This is a genomic window from Pedobacter anseongensis, from assembly GCF_037482965.1.
Classification (GTDB): domain Bacteria; phylum Bacteroidota; class Bacteroidia; order Sphingobacteriales; family Sphingobacteriaceae; genus Pedobacter; species Pedobacter anseongensis.
Window position 1 is genome coordinate 454,664 of record NZ_JBBHKB010000002.1, and the last position, 16,432, is coordinate 471,095.

Sequence of the window (16,432 nt, forward strand, 5' to 3'; positions counted from 1 at the left end):
AACGATTAACGTAATTTACAAAAATACAGTTTTAAAAGCTAGACAATTAAAGTTGCCTTGTTTTTAACACTATTTAACATGGAAAGTTTGTAAAAAAAAGAAGCCCCGTAGCGAATGCTACGGGGCTCTTTAAGATTTGGCGCCGACCTACTCTCCCACATGTTACTGCAGTACCATCGGCTCTGGCGGGCTTAACTTCTCTGTTCGGAATGGGAAGAGGTGGACACCGCCGATATAGGCACCTAAATATCATAGTTAAGTGTGAAGTCATACGGCCCAAGCTATACGTTACCGAACGTACCACTTACAACCTACAACCTACAACCTAATTGACATGTTATTGAAAGAAGTTAGTTGGGAAGAACAAACAACAGTTCTATTGCTCTTGAAAGCTTCGGGTTATTAGTAATACTCGACTGTGCTGTCGCCAGCTTTACATCTATATCCTATCAACGTAGTAGTCTTCTACGGCCCTATATGGAATTCTCATCTCGTGGCTAGTTTCGCACTTAGATGCTTTCAGCGCTTATCTATCCCCAGCGTAGCTACTCTGCAATGCCCCTGGCGGAACAACAGATTCACTAGAGGCTAGTCCAACCCGGTCCTCTCGTACTAAGGTCAGCCCCACTCAAAATTCCTACGCCCACAACAGATAGGGACCGAACTGTCTCGCGACGTTCTGAACCCAGCTCGCGTGCCACTTTAATCGGCGAACAGCCGAACCCTTGGGACCTTCTCCAGCCCCAGGATGTGACGAGCCGACATCGAGGTGCCAAACCTCCCCGTCGATATGAGCTCTTGGGGGAGATCAGCCTGTTATCCCCAGCGTACCTTTTATCCTTTGAGCGATGGCCCTTCCATGCAGAACCACCGGATCACTATATCCGTCTTTCGACCCTGCTCGGCTTGTCTGCCTCACAGTCAAGCAAGCTTATGCTATTGCACTCCCCGTACGGTTACCAAGCGTACTGAGCTTACCTTTGAAAGCCTCCGTTACCTTTTTGGAGGCGACCACCCCAGTCAAACTACCCATCAAACAATGTCTCCCGCTGGGCGGGATTAGACACCGAATACAGAAAGGGTGGTATTTCAACGTTGGCTCCACGACGCCTAGCGACGCCGCTTCAAAGCCTCCCACCTATCCTACACATCCTGTATCCAATGTCAATGTTAAATTGTAGTGAAGGTGCATGGGGTCTTTCCGTCCCGTTGCGGGTACCCGGCGTCTTCACCGGGACCACAATTTCACCGAGCTCATGGCTGAGACAGCGCCCAGATCGTTACACCATTCGTGCAGGTCGGAACTTACCCGACAAGGAATTTCGCTACCTTAGGACCGTTATAGTTACGGCCGCCGTTTACTGGGGCTTCGATTCAATGCTTCTCCTTGCGGATGACATCCCCTCTTAACCTTCCAGCACCGGGCAGGTGTCAGGCCTTATACCTCATCTTTCGATTTTGCAAAGCCATGTGTTTTTGTTAAACAGTCGCCTGGGCCTTTTCACTGCGGCTGATATTGCTACCAGCGCCCCTTCTCCCGAAGTTACAGGGCCATTTTGCCGAGTTCCTTAGCCATGATTCACTCGAGCACCTTAGAATTCTCTTCCCGGATACCTGTGTCGGTTTGCGGTACGGGTCTTTATAGACTGGAGCTTAGCGGTTTTTCTTGGAAGTCTGATTACCTGCGCTATCCACTTACCCGAAGGCTCGCGGTACTATCGACGTTCAGCTGGATTGGCGGATTTGCCTACCATCCCAATACCTACAGTCTTCAACGAACTATTCCGTCAGTTCGCGGCAGTGTCACTACTCCGTCCCCACATCGCATCTATAAAAAGTACGGTAATATTAAACCGTTGTCCATCGAATATCCCCTTCGGGTTCTCCTTAGGCCCCGACTAACCCTGATCCGATTAGCGTTGATCAGGAAACCTTATCCTTTCGGTGGGCGGGTTTCTCTCCCGCCTTATCGTTACTTATGCCTACATTTGCTTTTCCAGAAGCTCCACCATAGCTCACGCTACAACTTCGCTGCCGCTGGAATGCTCCCCTACCATGATATAAATATCATCCATAGCTTCGGTATACCGCTTAATGCCCGTTTATTATCCATGCACGATCGCTCGACTAGTGAGCTGTTACGCACTCTTTAAATGAATGGCTGCTTCCAAGCCAACATCCTAGCTGTCTATGCAATCGCACCTCGTTAGTTCAACTTAGCGGTAATTTAGGGACCTTAGCTGATGGTCTGGGTTCTTTCCCTCTCGGCGCGTGACCTTAGCACCCCGCGCCTCACTGCAGACCATGTTACATAGCATTCGGAGTTTGTCTGGATTTGGTAGGATTTGACTCCCCCGCACCCAATCAGTAGCTCTACCTCTATGTAACTCAATGTCCACGCTGTTCCTAAAAACATTTCGGGGAGTACGAGCTATTTCCCAGTTTGATTAGCCTTTCACCCCTACCCACAGATCATCCGGAAACTTTTCAACGTTTATCGGTTCGGTCCTCCAGTACGTGTTACCGCACCTTCAACCTGTCCATGGGTAGATCACAAGGTTTCGCGTCTACCTCCCCTGACTATACGCCCTATTCAGACTCGCTTTCGCTTCGGATCCGTGCCTTAGACACTTAACCTTGCCAGGGAAGAGTAACTCGTAGGCTCATTATGCAAAAGGCACGCCGTCACGCCACCTGGACGCTCCGACCGCTTGTAAGTATACGGTTTCAGGTTCTATTTCACTCCCCTGTTCGGGGTTCTTTTCACCTTTCCCTCACGGTACTGGTTCACTATCGGTCTCTCAGGAGTATTTAGCCTTACCGGATGGTGCCGGCAGATTCCCACAAGGCGTCTCCGACCTCGCGGTACTCAGGATACTACTAGCCTAGCTTTACTTTCCTGTACCGGGCTATCACCGTATATTGCTGGGCTTCCCATCCCATTCCAGTTCATTCAGCTAATGACACATCGTAGTCCTACAACCCCACATATGCCGTAACATAAGTGGTTTGGGCTCTTTCCCTTTCGCTCGCCACTACTTAGGAAATCATTGTTATTTTCTCTTCCTCTGCTTACTTAGATGTTTCAGTTCGGCAGGTTTGCGCACTATGTGCAACTAGTCTTCAACTAGCTAGGTTTCCCCATTCAGAAATCCGCGGATCAATTCATATTTGCTAATCCCCACGGCTTATCGCAGCTTATCACGTCTTTCATCGCCTCTGAGAGCCAAGGCATCCCCCGTATACTCTTTCTTACTTTCTTCTCCATGCAGCCTTTTGCGCCTGCATGAATGCTTTTTTGATAATTGTCCCTTTTAGCACAGGGCTCCGGCACATCGTAATCAGACCGGGGCCCTCTTACTCCATACCTGCTGCCAAGTACTCAAGTAAACAACGTCTCTATTGTTGTTTGCTCTTCTTTTTTAACTTCTTCCAATATGTCAAAGAACTTTTCGATCCCGGTCTCCCATCGATGGGAAACTATTTGCGTGCTTCTGTAACAGCACCGGTGATGGTGGAGAATAACGGAGTCGAACCGTTGACCTCCTGCGTGCAAGGCAGGCGCTCTAGCCAGCTGAGCTAATCCCCCATAAAGACAGTCGTGAGTTGTGAGTTCCGAGTTCCGAGTGAAAACTCCAAACTCCCCGCTCCAGGCTCCAAACTCGCTATAGTAGTCCCGTCCAGATTTGAACTGGAGACCCCTACATTATCAGTGTAGTGCTCTAACCAGGCTGAGCTACGGGACTTTGCATGGGCCATCGGGCACCTTCGCAGTATCAGATTCGAACTGCTTGCTGCTCCGCTAACCGAAAACCGATCCGTCCCTGCACTTTCCCTGCAGAACCACTGATGGCTTCATCTTCTGGGTTTTCCTTAAGAGATATATATCATTATCATTTTTAGCGCGGCGGGTAGTCTGTACTACTCCAGAAAGGAGGTATTCCAGCCGCACCTTCCGGTACGGCTACCTTGTTACGACTTAGCCCCAGTTATCGGTTTTACCCTAGGACGCTCCTTGCGGTTACGTACTTTAGGTACCCCCAACTTCCATGGCTTGACGGGCGGTGTGTACAAGGCCCGGGAACGTATTCACCGCATCATTGCTGATATGCGATTACTAGCGAATCCAACTTCATGGGGTCGAGTTGCAGACCCCAATCCGAACTGTGAATGGCTTTTTGAGATTTGCTTGCTGTTGCCAGCTTGCTGCCCTCTGTACCATCCATTGTAGCACGTGTGTAGCCCCGGACGTAAGGGCCATGATGACTTGACGTCGTCCCCTCCTTCCTCTCTGTTTGCACAGGCAGTCTGTTTAGAGTCCCCACCATAACGTGCTGGCAACTAAACATAGGGGTTGCGCTCGTTGCGGGACTTAACCCAACACCTCACGGCACGAGCTGACGACAGCCATGCAGCACCTAGTTTCGTGTCCTTGCGGACGGTCCCATCTCTGGGACCTTCACTAACTTTCAAGCCCGGGTAAGGTTCCTCGCGTATCATCGAATTAAACCACATGCTCCTCCGCTTGTGCGGGCCCCCGTCAATTCCTTTGAGTTTCACCCTTGCGGGCGTACTCCCCAGGTGGAATACTTAACGCTTTCGCTTAGCCGCTAACTGTATATCGCTAACAGCGAGTATTCATCGTTTAGGGCGTGGACTACCAGGGTATCTAATCCTGTTTGATCCCCACGCTTTCGTGCCTCAGCGTCAATGACACCATAGTAAGCTGCCTTCGCAATCGGTGTTCTGTGACATATCTATGCATTTCACCGCTACTTGTCACATTCCGCCTACCTCTAGTGTATTCAAGCCCATCAGTATCAAGGGCACTGCGATAGTTGAGCTACCGTCTTTCACCCCTGACTTAACAGGCCGCCTACGCACCCTTTAAACCCAATAAATCCGGATAACGCTTGGATCCTCCGTATTACCGCGGCTGCTGGCACGGAGTTAGCCGATCCTTATTCCTTCGGTACATTCAGCTATCTACACGTAGATAGGTTTATTCCCGAATAAAAGCAGTTTACGACCCAGAGGGCTGTCTTCCTGCACGCGGCATGGCTGGTTCAGAGTTGCCTCCATTGACCAATATTCCTTACTGCTGCCTCCCGTAGGAGTCTGGTCCGTGTCTCAGTACCAGTGTGGGGGGTCATCCTCTCAGATCCCCTAGCCATCGCGGTCTTGGTGGGCCGTTACCCCGCCAACTAACTAATGGCACGCATGCCCATCCCCATCCTATAAATATTTGATCATTGGACGATGCCGTCCTGTGATTTTATGCGGTGTTAATCCGAATTTCTTCGGGCTATCCCCCAGATGAAGGTAGGTTGCATACGCGTTACGCACCCGTGCGCCGGTCTCATGGAGCAAGCTCCACTACCCCTCGACTTGCATGTATTAGGCCTGCCGCTAGCGTTCATCCTGAGCCAGGATCAAACTCTCCATTGTAAAATGTGTAGTTCGAACACTGACCATTCTTATTCTAACGAATTCTAATAGTCTAATTGTATTCTATTGTTGTATGTTGTCTGATCGTGCAGACTTAAGAAAAGCAACGGTAACATGTACTTTGTAAACCGTACTGTTTGCCCCGTCGCGCTTGTATAATGATATCTCTTTAATGAACTTTCCGGTCGTACCTCGCGGTGACCTGTATCTGTTGCGATAACCCCCCTCCGGTTCACCAGTGGTCCTTTTTAGTCCACCGCTCCCCTTCGGTCAAGCATCGTTTCAATCTCGTTATTCGCTTCCCCAACATCCGTTGGCTGGCTCCCGTTTCGTTTGGGACTGCAAAGGTAGAAAACTTTTTATTACTACCAAACTTTATTTTAAAATAATTCGCCTGGCCAGCACCCGTTCCCCATATCCCAAATCAACCCCCGCCACAATCATCCAAATCCCTTGCCCCGTTACCTCCGTAGCGGGTTGCAAAGGTAGAAAAAGTTTCGCCCTTTCCAAAATTTATTTTAAAGTTTTTTAAAGCTCAGCTTAAGTCGCTTTAAATAAGCTACTTTGTTCTTCTAACCTTCAATTACTGCCCGTTTCCTCCGAAGCGGGATGCAAAAGTAGAAAAAAATATGGCTAATACAAACTTGATATAGCTTTTTATTGAAGAAAAAAAGCTAAGTGTATGATTAACACCAAGTAAAATTGAAAACTAATATTGCCCAGTGCTTAACAACACCAAGGTACAGGCCTCAACCGGCTCAATATCGTGTTGCTGAAGTAGCGCTTGCAACTCCACATTCTCGGTTCCAGGGTTAAAAATTACCCTCCTGGGTTTAGTCTCCAAGATATAATCGTGGTACTGCGCTTGCAACGCTACACCTATATATAAGGTTATCGTATCAATATCATTATAAATATGTTCTGGTTTCTCAATCGCCACCCCAGCTACTTCTCCCTTTTTAATACCAACATTCACAATATCATGCCCAAAGCGCTTTAACATATGAGCAGCCTTATATGCATATCTTGATGAGTCTGGCGAAGCGCCAATAATTAACGTTTTCATAATTTTTCTGTATTGTCATCCGATGACGATTTTTTTAAAGGTTAAATTTTAATAGCAAAGCGATTTGACCTGAATGATATGCATGATGTTGAATTAATCCGTTAATAAGTTCTGTATTGCTCACACCCGAGCCTAATTCCCTATCTCGATCGTCTTTAACTTCATCGTTCCAAGCAACTTCACTTAACCCTTCACAAACCCTAATCAATTCTTCATTGCTTGTTTTACAATCAAACACAATCTTTTCCCATTCCTTATGCGTGTTCGAATTTGGCATTGGCCAATCGCCAGCCACTGGTTCTTTTGCTACCGCCCCGAGCAATCGCGAATTTACTTCATCCGTCCACGCTGTAATGTGCAAAACTAACTCTGCAATAGAATGCGCATTTGGAATAAAATGATGAAACGCATTTTCAGGCTTTACAAAATGAAGTTGTTGAATCAAATTACCCCCATGCCATGCATCGCCATTAAATGCTTTTTTTAGTTCAGAAATAAGATTAAGTTCCATATTAGTTAAACAAAAAAATTTCAGCTAATGTTTTTACCTCTTACCAATAGCATTCGCACAATTTATGCCATCAATTGCGGCAGAGACTATCCCTCCAGCGTAACCAGCGCCTTCTGCACAAGGAAAAAGCCCTGAAATTTGTGGGTGCTGAAAAGTTTCTTTATCTCTTGGAATACGCACAGGCGATGAGGTTCGGCTTTCTACACCAACCAAAATTGCTTCATTGGTGTAGTATCCTTTCATCTTTTTTCCAAATAAAGGTAATGCAGCTTTTAAACTTTCAGACACGAAATTGGGTAGAATATTATCTAACATCACACTTTTTGTGCCGGGCAAATATGAGTTTTTAGGCAAATCGATCGACAATCGATTCTCTACAAAGTCTATCATCCGCTGTGCAGGCGCTACTAAATTACCACCCCCTGCCTCGAAAGCCAACTTCTCGATTTCGGATTGGAAATTTAGCATCCGTAAGGGATCATAACCCTGAACATCATCTAAAGTAACCTGCACCACCGTACCCGAATTTGCAAAAGGATTATTTCGTTTTGAGGGCGACCAGCCATTTACCACAACCTCGTCGGCCCCTGTAGCACAAGGTGCAATAATTCCCCCAGGACACATGCAAAAAGAAAATACCCCCCTTGTTTTCACTTGTTCCACCATACTGTAATAGGCAGGTGGCAAAAACTCGCTCCGTATATCACAATGATATTGTGCACTATCGATAATTTCTTGTGGATGCTCGATTCGCACACCTAGCGCAAAAGGTTTCGCTTCAATCAAAATATTCTTCAACTGAAGTAGTTCATATATATCTCTGGCTGAGTGTCCAGTAGCCAAAATCACCCAATCAGCCAAAATTTCTTCTTCTTGATTTACAATAACCCCTTTAATTTGACCTTTTTCAATTAAAAAATCAGTTAATTTCGAATCAAATCTTACCACACCCCCTGCTTTTTCAATGGTTTCGCGAATAGCGGATATAATTTGGGGTAATTTATTGGTCCCAATATGCGGTCGCGCATCAATTAGAATATCCTCATCAGCGCCATGCTGAACAAACAACTGCAACACCTTATTAATATCACCTCTCTTGTTAGAACGTGTATATAATTTACCGTCAGAATAGGTTCCAGCCCCCCCTTCACCGTAGCAATAATTTGATTCGGTATTTACAAGGCCTTCTTTATTTATAACCGCCAAATCTCGCCGGCGCTGTTTTACATCTTTACCTCGCTCGATAACGATTGGTTTTAAGCCATTTTCTAGGCATTGTAAAGCCGCAAATAGGCCTGCAGGACCAGCGCCTACTATAATTACAGCATTTTCATTTTTTACTGGGGGATAATTAAAAGCGGCTACTTCCTTTAAAAAAGGTTCATCAATAAAAGCTCTCACCTGCAGGCGGTAAATCACCTTTCTTGCCCTAGCATCGATAGATCGTTTAACAATTTGATAAGCCTGTATTCGAGCGATCTTTATTTTTAGGATTGCCGCAAGTTGTGCTTTAATAGCATCGGCATTGGTTACCAGTTCTGGCGAAAGTGTGATTTCAATTTCTTTAATCATAAATATGGGGTCAGGTTTTTATCCTGAATAATGCAAATTTACCGAATTAGTTGGTTAGTTGGTTAATTGTTTTAAAGTTAAGAGGTTGGAATGTTTTGGATGCCTTGCCATTTCTTTTGGACTTTCGGACAAAATTGAAAGAAAACTGCTAATTCTTAACCTAAAACTACTAACTTCGGAATGGCAACTTGTCAGTATTTTGTCTGCTTTCGTAACAAGGCATGAGTATTGATATCTAATCCTTGATTAAGAACCTAAAAAAAAATAAAATGAAGAAAATAGTATTTGCAGCAATTGGAGTAGTAATCTTATTAATTGTTTTTGCTGGTTGTAATGGTTATAACAGCTTAGTTAAAATGGATGTTGACGTTCAGACCAAGTGGAGTAACGTTGAGACGCAATACCAGCGCAGGGCGGATTTAATTCCTAACCTCGTAAGCACGGTGAAAGGTGCAGCTAAATTTGAGCAAAGCACATTGACTGCTGTTATAGAAGCTCGTGCTAGTGCGAGTAAAATCACTATTGATCCTGATAAATTGAATGCAGAAAATATCGAGAAATATCAAGCTGCACAAGGTCAGATCACTCAAGCCTTGGGGAAATTAATGGTTTTAACCGAAAATTATCCAGAATTAAAAGCGACTCAGCAATTTAGCGAGCTTTCTGCTCAATTGGAGGGAACTGAAAATAGGATCACAGTAGCTAGAAAAGACTTTAACGAATCGGTTCAGGCCTACAATACCAAAGTAAGATCATTCCCAAATAACTTAACTGCTGGAATATTTGGTTTTGCTCCTAAAGCTGCGTTTAAAGCTGACGCAGGCGCTCAAAACGCTCCCAAAGTAGAGTTTTAGTAAATTGCGCTAACATTTAAGGGTAATAACTGTTTATCACGAACATTTATTGCCCTTTACTTTATTAATATAATTTATATATGTCAATTTTCACTACGAAAGAACAAGAATCAATAGCAAATGCAATTGCTGCTGCTGAAAAAGCAACTTCAGGAGAAATCAGGATTGCGATTGATAAACATTGCCATGGAAGTGCATTTGAACGCGCTACCGAGTATTTTGCAGAATTAGGAATGGATAAAACCGCTCAACATAATGGGGTTTTGATTTATTTGGCTCACGAAGACCATAAATTTGCAATTATTGGCGATCGTGGTATCGATACAGTTGTTCCCAGCGATTTTTGGGAAACCACACAGGTGGCTATGAAAGCTCATTTTTTAAGTGGTAACATTGCGGAAGGAATTATAGCGGGTGTTGCATTGGCAGGCGAAAAATTAGCATTATTTTTCCCATATCAAAATGGGGACGTGAATGAATTGCCAAATGATATTATTTACATGAATCAAGAGGAAAACAAATAATGATGAAGAAATTAATGCTCTCGGTGCTTTTTAGCCTTAGCTTGTTTTTTAGCTTCGCTCAAAGTTTCCCAGAAAAAAGCAATAAGCTGGTTACTGACCAAACAAACACCCTCTCTGCAGAACAGATTGCACGGCTTGAGCAAAAGCTAGTTGCCTTTGATGATTCTACCTCGAATCAAATAGCGGTAGTAATTGTTAAAACGGTTGGGGACTATGACATTAATGAATATGCCCTAGAACTTGGACGGAAATGGGGAATCGGTGGAAAAACTAAAAATAACGGGGTAATTTTGCTAATTGCGATTGGTGATCGCAAAATGTCTATCCAAACTGGGTATGGTTTAGAGGGTGCTTTACCTGATATATATACCAAACGGATTATTGAGAACGACATTAAGCCTTATTTTAAGGAAGGAGATTATTATTCTGGGATTGAAGCAGGCACTAATTCTATTATTTCGTTAACCAAGGGTGAATATAAAAATGATCAGCCTAAAGCTAAATCAAAGAATGGCGGAAAAGCAGGTGGTGCGGGCATTATTGTGATTATCATTATTGTAATTGTTATTTTTATTATTGGAAAACGTGGCGGCGGCGGTGGAGGAGGTAGGCAAGTAATTAGTGGCCGTGGTGTTGCAGAAGGCTTACTATGGGGCTTATTGCTTGGCGGATCGGGTAGAGGTGGAGGAGGCGGTAGCTTTGGAGGAGGTTTTGGCGGTGGAAGTAGCGGTGGTGGAGGTTTTGGTGGCTTTGGCGGCGGCAGTTTTGGCGGTGGTGGAAGTAGCGGAAGCTGGTAGTATCATGTACAGAAGAGACCTTATTACAGCCGAAATAGAAAGACTAGCGCAGGTTTTAGCACGTATTATGGGGTTAAAATTAGATTCAAAAGTTATTGAAGCCGAGGCCTTATTTCAACAAACAATGAATGATAGTTTCGGCTTGTCGACCGCATTGCTTTTAGACCCGGATATGTCATCATTTGAAAATTGGCTAGCCGGCTCAGCACTTTCTGCAGAAAAATTGGACTCGCTTAGTGAGTTTTTATATTATGAATTGGGTCGGAGCGAAAAAATAAATAAACTGATTGCACCTAAACTAGACCGCATTTATAATGAGCTTTCAAACAAACATAAAATTGTACACTTAGTTAATTTGCATCGGCAGAAGACTATTCAGCAGTATTTGTAAAGAATCGTCATCTCGACAGAGCAAGGTAACGAGGCACAAGATAACTAGCCAACAGCTATCTCCTCGCTGGCGCTGCGTTCGATATAACGATTTAAGGAAGAGAGTTATAAATAAAATTTCAAGAAATGGAAATTCTAAAATGGCAAAAGCTTGCCTCAAAATATTTGGTAAAAGAAAAGTGGGCAACATTAAGAGTCGACACCTGTAAATTACAAGGTGGAGCAGTTAAAGATGACTACTATGTTCTAGAATATCCAAATTGGGTAAATGCTGTGGCCATAACTGAACAGGGAAAAATACTTTTAGTAAGGCAATATCGATATGCAGCCGATATCATTTCTTTAGAAATCCCAGGCGGGGTAATGGACGGCGATGAATCTCCGGAAGATGCCATCAAGCGGGAGCTATTGGAAGAAACTGGGTATAGCTTTGATACCTGCAAACTTGTATCAACACTTTATCCTAATCCAGCCACATCAAACAATAAAACCTTCACTTTTTTATTAACTGGCGGTGTAAAAACGCACCAGCAACAATTAGATGAGCATGAAATTCTAAATGTAGAAGAATATACGATTGAAGAAGTTCGAGAACTTTTAGTCGATAACAAAATAGACCAGGCACTTCACGTAGCTGGTCTATTCTATGGATTAAATGCGATTTAAGCTTTCGCTGGATACCTTTTCCCTAAAAATTTCAACACTTCTGGGAAAAAAGTTTGAAAATTTTTATATTTCTTTTTATTCAGGTAGTTTTCTCTAATAAATGGAACTAAATCATCTACAAAAATAAAATCATTTGCTGTCTCCCTCGCCACTTGTTTTTTAAATTCGCGTTCTGTTTTGTACTTATCATAAAGACATCCAACTATAGATCGAACCAAATTCTCGTTTAAACAATACGTCCAATCCCCAATTCCATTCCGCTTCATCCCTTCATCCTCTTTGTTGAATAGATAAGCTAATGCTTCGATTTCGGTTTTATATTTTGCAAAAGTAGAGCTTAAAAACACATGACTACCTTCGTGCCATACCAAATAATCGAAGCCTTTATACTCGAACATAGGTTCGTCTTGAACAGTTGAACTGCCATTAAAATAACCTGTGTTATACACGATAACATTCGAAAATTGGGGATTTATATTTTTCGTAGTAATAGCATGAGATCCCCAGCTATTAAGTGGGTCGATACATATATACCATTGCACATCAGCGTTAAATTTATAAAAATCTTGAAGCTGAACTATAACGTTGTTTTCTGCCATTTTTGCCCTAATTTCTCGCCCCCACTTCTCATATTGCTTGGCATGCGCTTGATAAAAGTCCCAAAATTTAGTATCGTAGAAGAAGTCTTTACACAACTTAATATAACTTAGCGTTTCTTCTTTACCATTATGTTTGTACCAATTTAAATCTACCGTCGGTTCATATATCTTAATATTTGGGAAATCAGACATTGTCCACCCCAGTTCAGTTAAATCAGTGAATACCTTTTTAAAGCTTTTAACTTTTTGCACTGCTGGATGGTCTTTATACTTTCCAAAATAATCCATTACTTCCTTACTGTATGTCGACGGATTTGGATTTGGGAATTTATCGCCCAAAATTTGTATGATCGTAAATAGTTCGACACCTGGGTGAACGTTAACGACTAATTTTTCTTGCGCCTTAGTGATTAAGGCTGAGATTAGGATAAGAGAGATTAGAATTATTTTCTTCATTTGTGTTATTTTTTATATACCTCAAATCTTATAAAACTGTTGAAAATCTTATGGATAAAATTGATAACAACCCAAAAAACATTGATAAACCCATGAACTTCATTTAGCAGAGTTCATCGATTAAATAGTGCCTTTGGTGTATGAAAATTGACAGATTATGGATTTTCTGCCATCTCTAAATAAAATTGATTATATATTTGACGATGAAGAAGAAATATAAAATTGGCTTACATGTATTGATTTGGCTACTTATCTTCCTAAATAGTTTTTTGCCTCCCTATTTAAATAATACCATAAGATCTTTTGCGAACCGGCCAAATTCGGTCGAATTATTTACGGATTACTTGTTAATTGAATTGGGTTATTTAAGCATGAATATATTTGCCTTTTACATGACAGCAAATTTAATTGCCCCATTGTATTTAAAATATCGAAAGTGGGCAAAAGGCATTGGTTGTATGTTTTTACTATTTTGTATACAACCTATTTATCGTTATTTGTTAGAATACCATTTCTTTCTACCTTATTTAAATTTCGACAATTATAATGGGAATACTCCTACTACATTATGGTATATCAAAAACATTGTACTTTACACGTTTTACAGTTATTTCATCTATGGATTTGTCTATTTCATAATTATGGAATGGTATACCAACAACAGAAAGCGAATAACTTTAGAAAACGAGAAAACAGTTGCTGAACTTGCCTTCTTAAAATCTCAAATTAACCCGCATTTCCTCTTTAATACGTTAAATGATATATACGCACTCACCTATTATCAATCGCCACAAGCACCCTCGGCTGTGCTAAAGTTATCTGCTTTGCTTCGTTACATGCTCAAGGAAAGTGATGATCATTTTACAGATTTACAGAAAGAAATCGAATACCTTCGAAACGTAATTGAGTTGCACAAAATTGGGCAGAAAGGATCAGCATATGTTAACTTCGAAATTGAGGGGATTGTAGAAAACCAACAAATTGCACCTTTAATATTGATAAATTTTGTTGAGAATGCATTTAAACATGGGATAGATGATGATTTTTCTAATCCAATTTTGATTAAATTAGTACTAAATCCCTTGCACTTAATTTTTAGCGTAAGCAATTTAAAAAACCATTCAAACAAAGATAAAACAGTAGGTATTGGGTTAACAAATGTTAAAAGAAGATTAGCCCTAATTTATCCGGAAAAGCATGTGCTTGATGTGAAAGACGAAGCAAACTCATTTTCAATTATTTTAAAGATTGAAACCCTATGATTAAATGTGTTATTGTTGATGACAAGCCCTTAGCTATTGACATCTTAACTGATTATATATCGAAAATACCAGGACTAACTTTAGAATTTAGCACAACCAATCCTCTTCAGGCAATAGACATTATAATGGGAAATGAAATAGACTTGGTTTTCTTAGATATTCAAATGCCACAACTTACTGGCGTTCAATTAATGAAAATAGTACAAGGCAAGTGTAAAGTAATTTTAACAACAGCCTACGCTGAGTATGCATTAGAGGGATTTGAGAATGATGCGATCGATTATCTATTAAAGCCCATTTCGTTCGAGCGATTTTATAAAGCAATACAAAAAGCAAAGCATTATTTTACCGCCATTTTGGCTCCCTCTACCAAAGACATCATCCATTTAGCTAAAGAAAATGATTTCATATTTGTTAAAACTGAATATAAATTAGTTAAAATAAACACATCAGATATCTTATATGTAGAAGGAATGCAAAATTATGTGGCAATTTTCACATTGAATGAAAAGATAATTTCTTTACAGAACATAAAAAAAACAGAGGAGCAACTGCCGATGAAAGAATTTGTTAGAGTCCATAAATCCTATATTGTTGCATTAAAAAAAATAGATAGTATTGAGCGAAGTCGAATTTACATCGGCGATATGGTTATTCCTTTAGGGGATGTGTATCGAGAAGAATTTTATCGGGCAATTGATATTAAATAAAAATCAAAACCTCACAAGGTTTGGAAACCTGTGAGGTTTGATGAAAATTAACTCATTTTCAGTTTCTTCTGAATATCGTTTACGTATGCCTTAAACTTCTTATCTGTTTCGATTAAATCTTCAACCGTTTGGCAAGCGTAGATTACGGTAGAGTGATCGCGACCGCCGAAGAAAGCACCAATTGTTTTTAAGGAAGATTTAGTGTGGCTTTTCGACAAATACATGGAGATTTGACGTGCTTGTACAATTTCGCGTTTACGGGTTTGCGATTTTACCATATCAACCGGCACTTCAAAATATTCGCAAACTAATTTTTGAATATATTCCATCGAAATTTCCTTCGAGGTGTTTTTGATAAAATTCTTTAACATTTGCTTAGCCAAAGCTAAATCGATGTCTTTTTTATTTAAGGTAGATTGTGCCAAAAGCGAAACCATCGCACCTTCCAATTCACGAACATTATTATCGATATTGTGCGCTACATATTCTATTACTTCACTTGGCAGTTCAATCCCATCTGCATACATTTTCTTTTTAAGTATAGCAATACGGGTTTCTAAATCGGGAATCTGTAAATCGGCAGACAAGCCCCATTTAAAACGACTTAATAAGCGCTCTTCTAAGCCAGCCAAATCTTTTGGGGCTTTATCAGAAGTTAAGATAACTTGCTTACCTGATTGATGCAGGTGATTAAAAATATGAAAGAAAATATCCTGTGTTTTTTCTTTGCCAGCAAAATTATGAACATCGTCCATGATGATTACATCCATCGCTTGGTAGAAATTAACAAAATCGTTAATGGTGTTGTTTTTTAATGAGTCAACAAATTGTTGACAGAATTTTTCACAAGAAACATAGATTACAAGCTTATCTGGCATACTGCGTTTAATCTCATTCCCGATAGCTTGTGCTAAATGCGTTTTACCTAAACCAACACCACCATAAATCATTAATGGATTAAATGAAGTACCCCCTGGCTTTGCTGCTACTGCATAACCTGCGGAGCGTGCTAAACGATTGCAATCACCTTCAATATAATTATCGAATGTATAATTTGCATTTAATTGCGGATCTACATTTAACTTTTTTAGCCCAGGTATGATAAACGGATTTTTAATGTCTTTATTTATCGATACCGGAATTGGCATCGATTGTATTTTTGCTTCTGCCCCATTTCCGTTTGAAGGCATGTTTGTGGTATAAGGTGAGCCGCTGTTTGATGATTTATCGACTACGATATTATATTCCAATCGTCCGTCATCTCCCAATTGTTTTTTTACTGTTTTACGGAGCAGACCAACATAGTGTTCTTCGAGCCATTCGTAAAAAAATAAACTAGGCACCTGAATGGTTAAAATGTTTCCATCTAATTTAAGTGCAGATATCGGTTCGAACCAAGTTTTGAAACTTTGGGTCGGAATGTTATCCTTAATTATTTGGAGACAGTTTTTCCATACTTCGGTACAAGTTTTTTCCATTGTTATTCTATAATTTGTTGGTTTTCAATGCTAATAAGTGCGTTACGGATACGCACTTTTGAGTTATCGAATATTCAAAAAATTATCAACAAAAAGAAC

General features: G+C 41.3%; 13 protein-coding genes, 2 tRNA genes and 3 rRNA genes. 7 read left to right on the plus strand and 11 right to left on the minus strand.

Features of this window, described 5'->3' with window-relative positions; translation table 11 throughout:
* Positions 1 to 134 precede the first annotated feature (134 nt).
* From rrf to WG904_RS09150, 9 genes are all read right to left on the minus strand, one after another.
* Positions 135 to 246: ribosomal RNA gene (gene rrf, locus WG904_RS09110) — 5S ribosomal RNA — on the minus strand.
* Between the two features lie 137 nt (positions 247 to 383).
* Positions 384 to 3,262 (minus strand): 23S ribosomal RNA (locus WG904_RS09115).
* A gap of 250 nt (positions 3,263 to 3,512) precedes the next feature.
* Positions 3,513 to 3,589, minus strand: a tRNA-Ala gene (locus WG904_RS09120).
* An 82-nt stretch (positions 3,590 to 3,671) separates the two neighbouring features.
* Positions 3,672 to 3,746, minus strand: a tRNA-Ile gene (locus WG904_RS09125).
* Between the two features lie 184 nt (positions 3,747 to 3,930).
* A 16S ribosomal RNA gene (locus WG904_RS09130) occupies positions 3,931 to 5,448 on the minus strand.
* Together the 16S, 23S and 5S rRNA genes with 2 tRNA genes alongside form the textbook arrangement of a ribosomal RNA operon.
* A 375-nt stretch (positions 5,449 to 5,823) precedes the next feature.
* A complete protein-coding gene (locus tag WG904_RS09135; protein ID WP_339578995.1) occupies positions 5,824 to 5,958 on the minus strand; it encodes a hypothetical protein in 135 nt (44 codons plus the stop codon).
* Between the two features lie 199 nt (positions 5,959 to 6,157).
* Positions 6,158 to 6,517 (minus strand): CoA-binding protein, encoded by a 360-nt coding sequence (locus tag WG904_RS09140; RefSeq protein WP_339579332.1) that lies wholly within the window; start codon positions 6,515 to 6,517, stop codon positions 6,158 to 6,160.
* Between the two features lie 31 nt (positions 6,518 to 6,548).
* The gene (locus tag WG904_RS09145) at positions 6,549 to 7,025 is read right to left on the minus strand and encodes a DinB family protein (protein WP_339578996.1); all 477 of its coding nucleotides are present in this window, start codon (positions 7,023 to 7,025) and stop codon (positions 6,549 to 6,551) included.
* Between the two features lie 33 nt (positions 7,026 to 7,058).
* Complete coding sequence (locus WG904_RS09150; protein ID WP_339578997.1) at positions 7,059 to 8,597, minus strand: NAD(P)/FAD-dependent oxidoreductase; 1,539 nt, start codon at positions 8,595 to 8,597, stop codon at positions 7,059 to 7,061.
* A gap of 269 nt (positions 8,598 to 8,866) precedes the next feature.
* Here WG904_RS09150 and WG904_RS09155 point away from each other — a divergent pair, with 269 nt between their 5' ends.
* From WG904_RS09155 to WG904_RS09175, 5 genes are all read left to right on the plus strand, one after another.
* On the plus strand, positions 8,867 to 9,451 hold the full coding sequence (locus WG904_RS09155; protein ID WP_339578998.1) for a LemA family protein: 585 nt from the start codon (positions 8,867 to 8,869) through the stop codon (positions 9,449 to 9,451).
* 80 nt (positions 9,452 to 9,531) lie between these two features.
* Positions 9,532 to 9,975, plus strand: coding sequence for a TPM domain-containing protein (locus WG904_RS09160; RefSeq protein WP_339578999.1), 444 nt, complete (start codon positions 9,532 to 9,534; stop codon positions 9,973 to 9,975).
* A gap of 2 nt (positions 9,976 to 9,977) precedes the next feature.
* Positions 9,978 to 10,772, plus strand: coding sequence for a TPM domain-containing protein (locus tag WG904_RS09165; RefSeq protein WP_339579000.1), 795 nt, complete (start codon positions 9,978 to 9,980; stop codon positions 10,770 to 10,772).
* A 4-nt stretch (positions 10,773 to 10,776) separates the two neighbouring features.
* The gene (locus tag WG904_RS09170; RefSeq protein ID WP_339579001.1) at positions 10,777 to 11,163 is read left to right on the plus strand and encodes a hypothetical protein; all 387 of its coding nucleotides are present in this window, start codon (positions 10,777 to 10,779) and stop codon (positions 11,161 to 11,163) included.
* A 125-nt stretch (positions 11,164 to 11,288) separates the two neighbouring features.
* Positions 11,289 to 11,828 carry an NUDIX hydrolase gene (locus WG904_RS09175; protein ID WP_339579002.1) on the plus strand — a complete coding sequence of 180 codons (540 nt, stop codon included), beginning with the start codon at positions 11,289 to 11,291 and terminating at the stop codon, positions 11,826 to 11,828.
* Here the strand turns inward: WG904_RS09175 and WG904_RS09180 are convergent.
* Positions 11,825 to 12,883 (minus strand): DUF4932 domain-containing protein, encoded by a 1,059-nt coding sequence (locus WG904_RS09180; protein WP_339579003.1) that lies wholly within the window; start codon positions 12,881 to 12,883, stop codon positions 11,825 to 11,827. The genes WG904_RS09175 and WG904_RS09180 overlap by 4 nt on opposite strands.
* A gap of 203 nt (positions 12,884 to 13,086) precedes the next feature.
* On the opposite strand from WG904_RS09180, the gene WG904_RS09185 reads away from it, so the two are divergent.
* On the plus strand, positions 13,087 to 14,145 hold the full coding sequence (locus tag WG904_RS09185) for a sensor histidine kinase (RefSeq protein WP_339579004.1): 1,059 nt from the start codon (positions 13,087 to 13,089) through the stop codon (positions 14,143 to 14,145).
* A complete protein-coding gene (locus WG904_RS09190; protein WP_339579005.1) occupies positions 14,142 to 14,855 on the plus strand; it encodes a LytR/AlgR family response regulator transcription factor in 714 nt (237 codons plus the stop codon). Before WG904_RS09185 ends, WG904_RS09190 begins: the two co-directional genes overlap by 4 nt.
* A 47-nt stretch (positions 14,856 to 14,902) precedes the next feature.
* Here WG904_RS09190 and dnaA read toward each other — a convergent pair whose 3' ends face one another.
* A complete protein-coding gene (gene dnaA / locus WG904_RS09195; protein ID WP_339579006.1) occupies positions 14,903 to 16,333 on the minus strand; it encodes a chromosomal replication initiator protein DnaA in 1,431 nt (476 codons plus the stop codon).
* Positions 16,334 to 16,432: the final 99 nt, after the last annotated feature.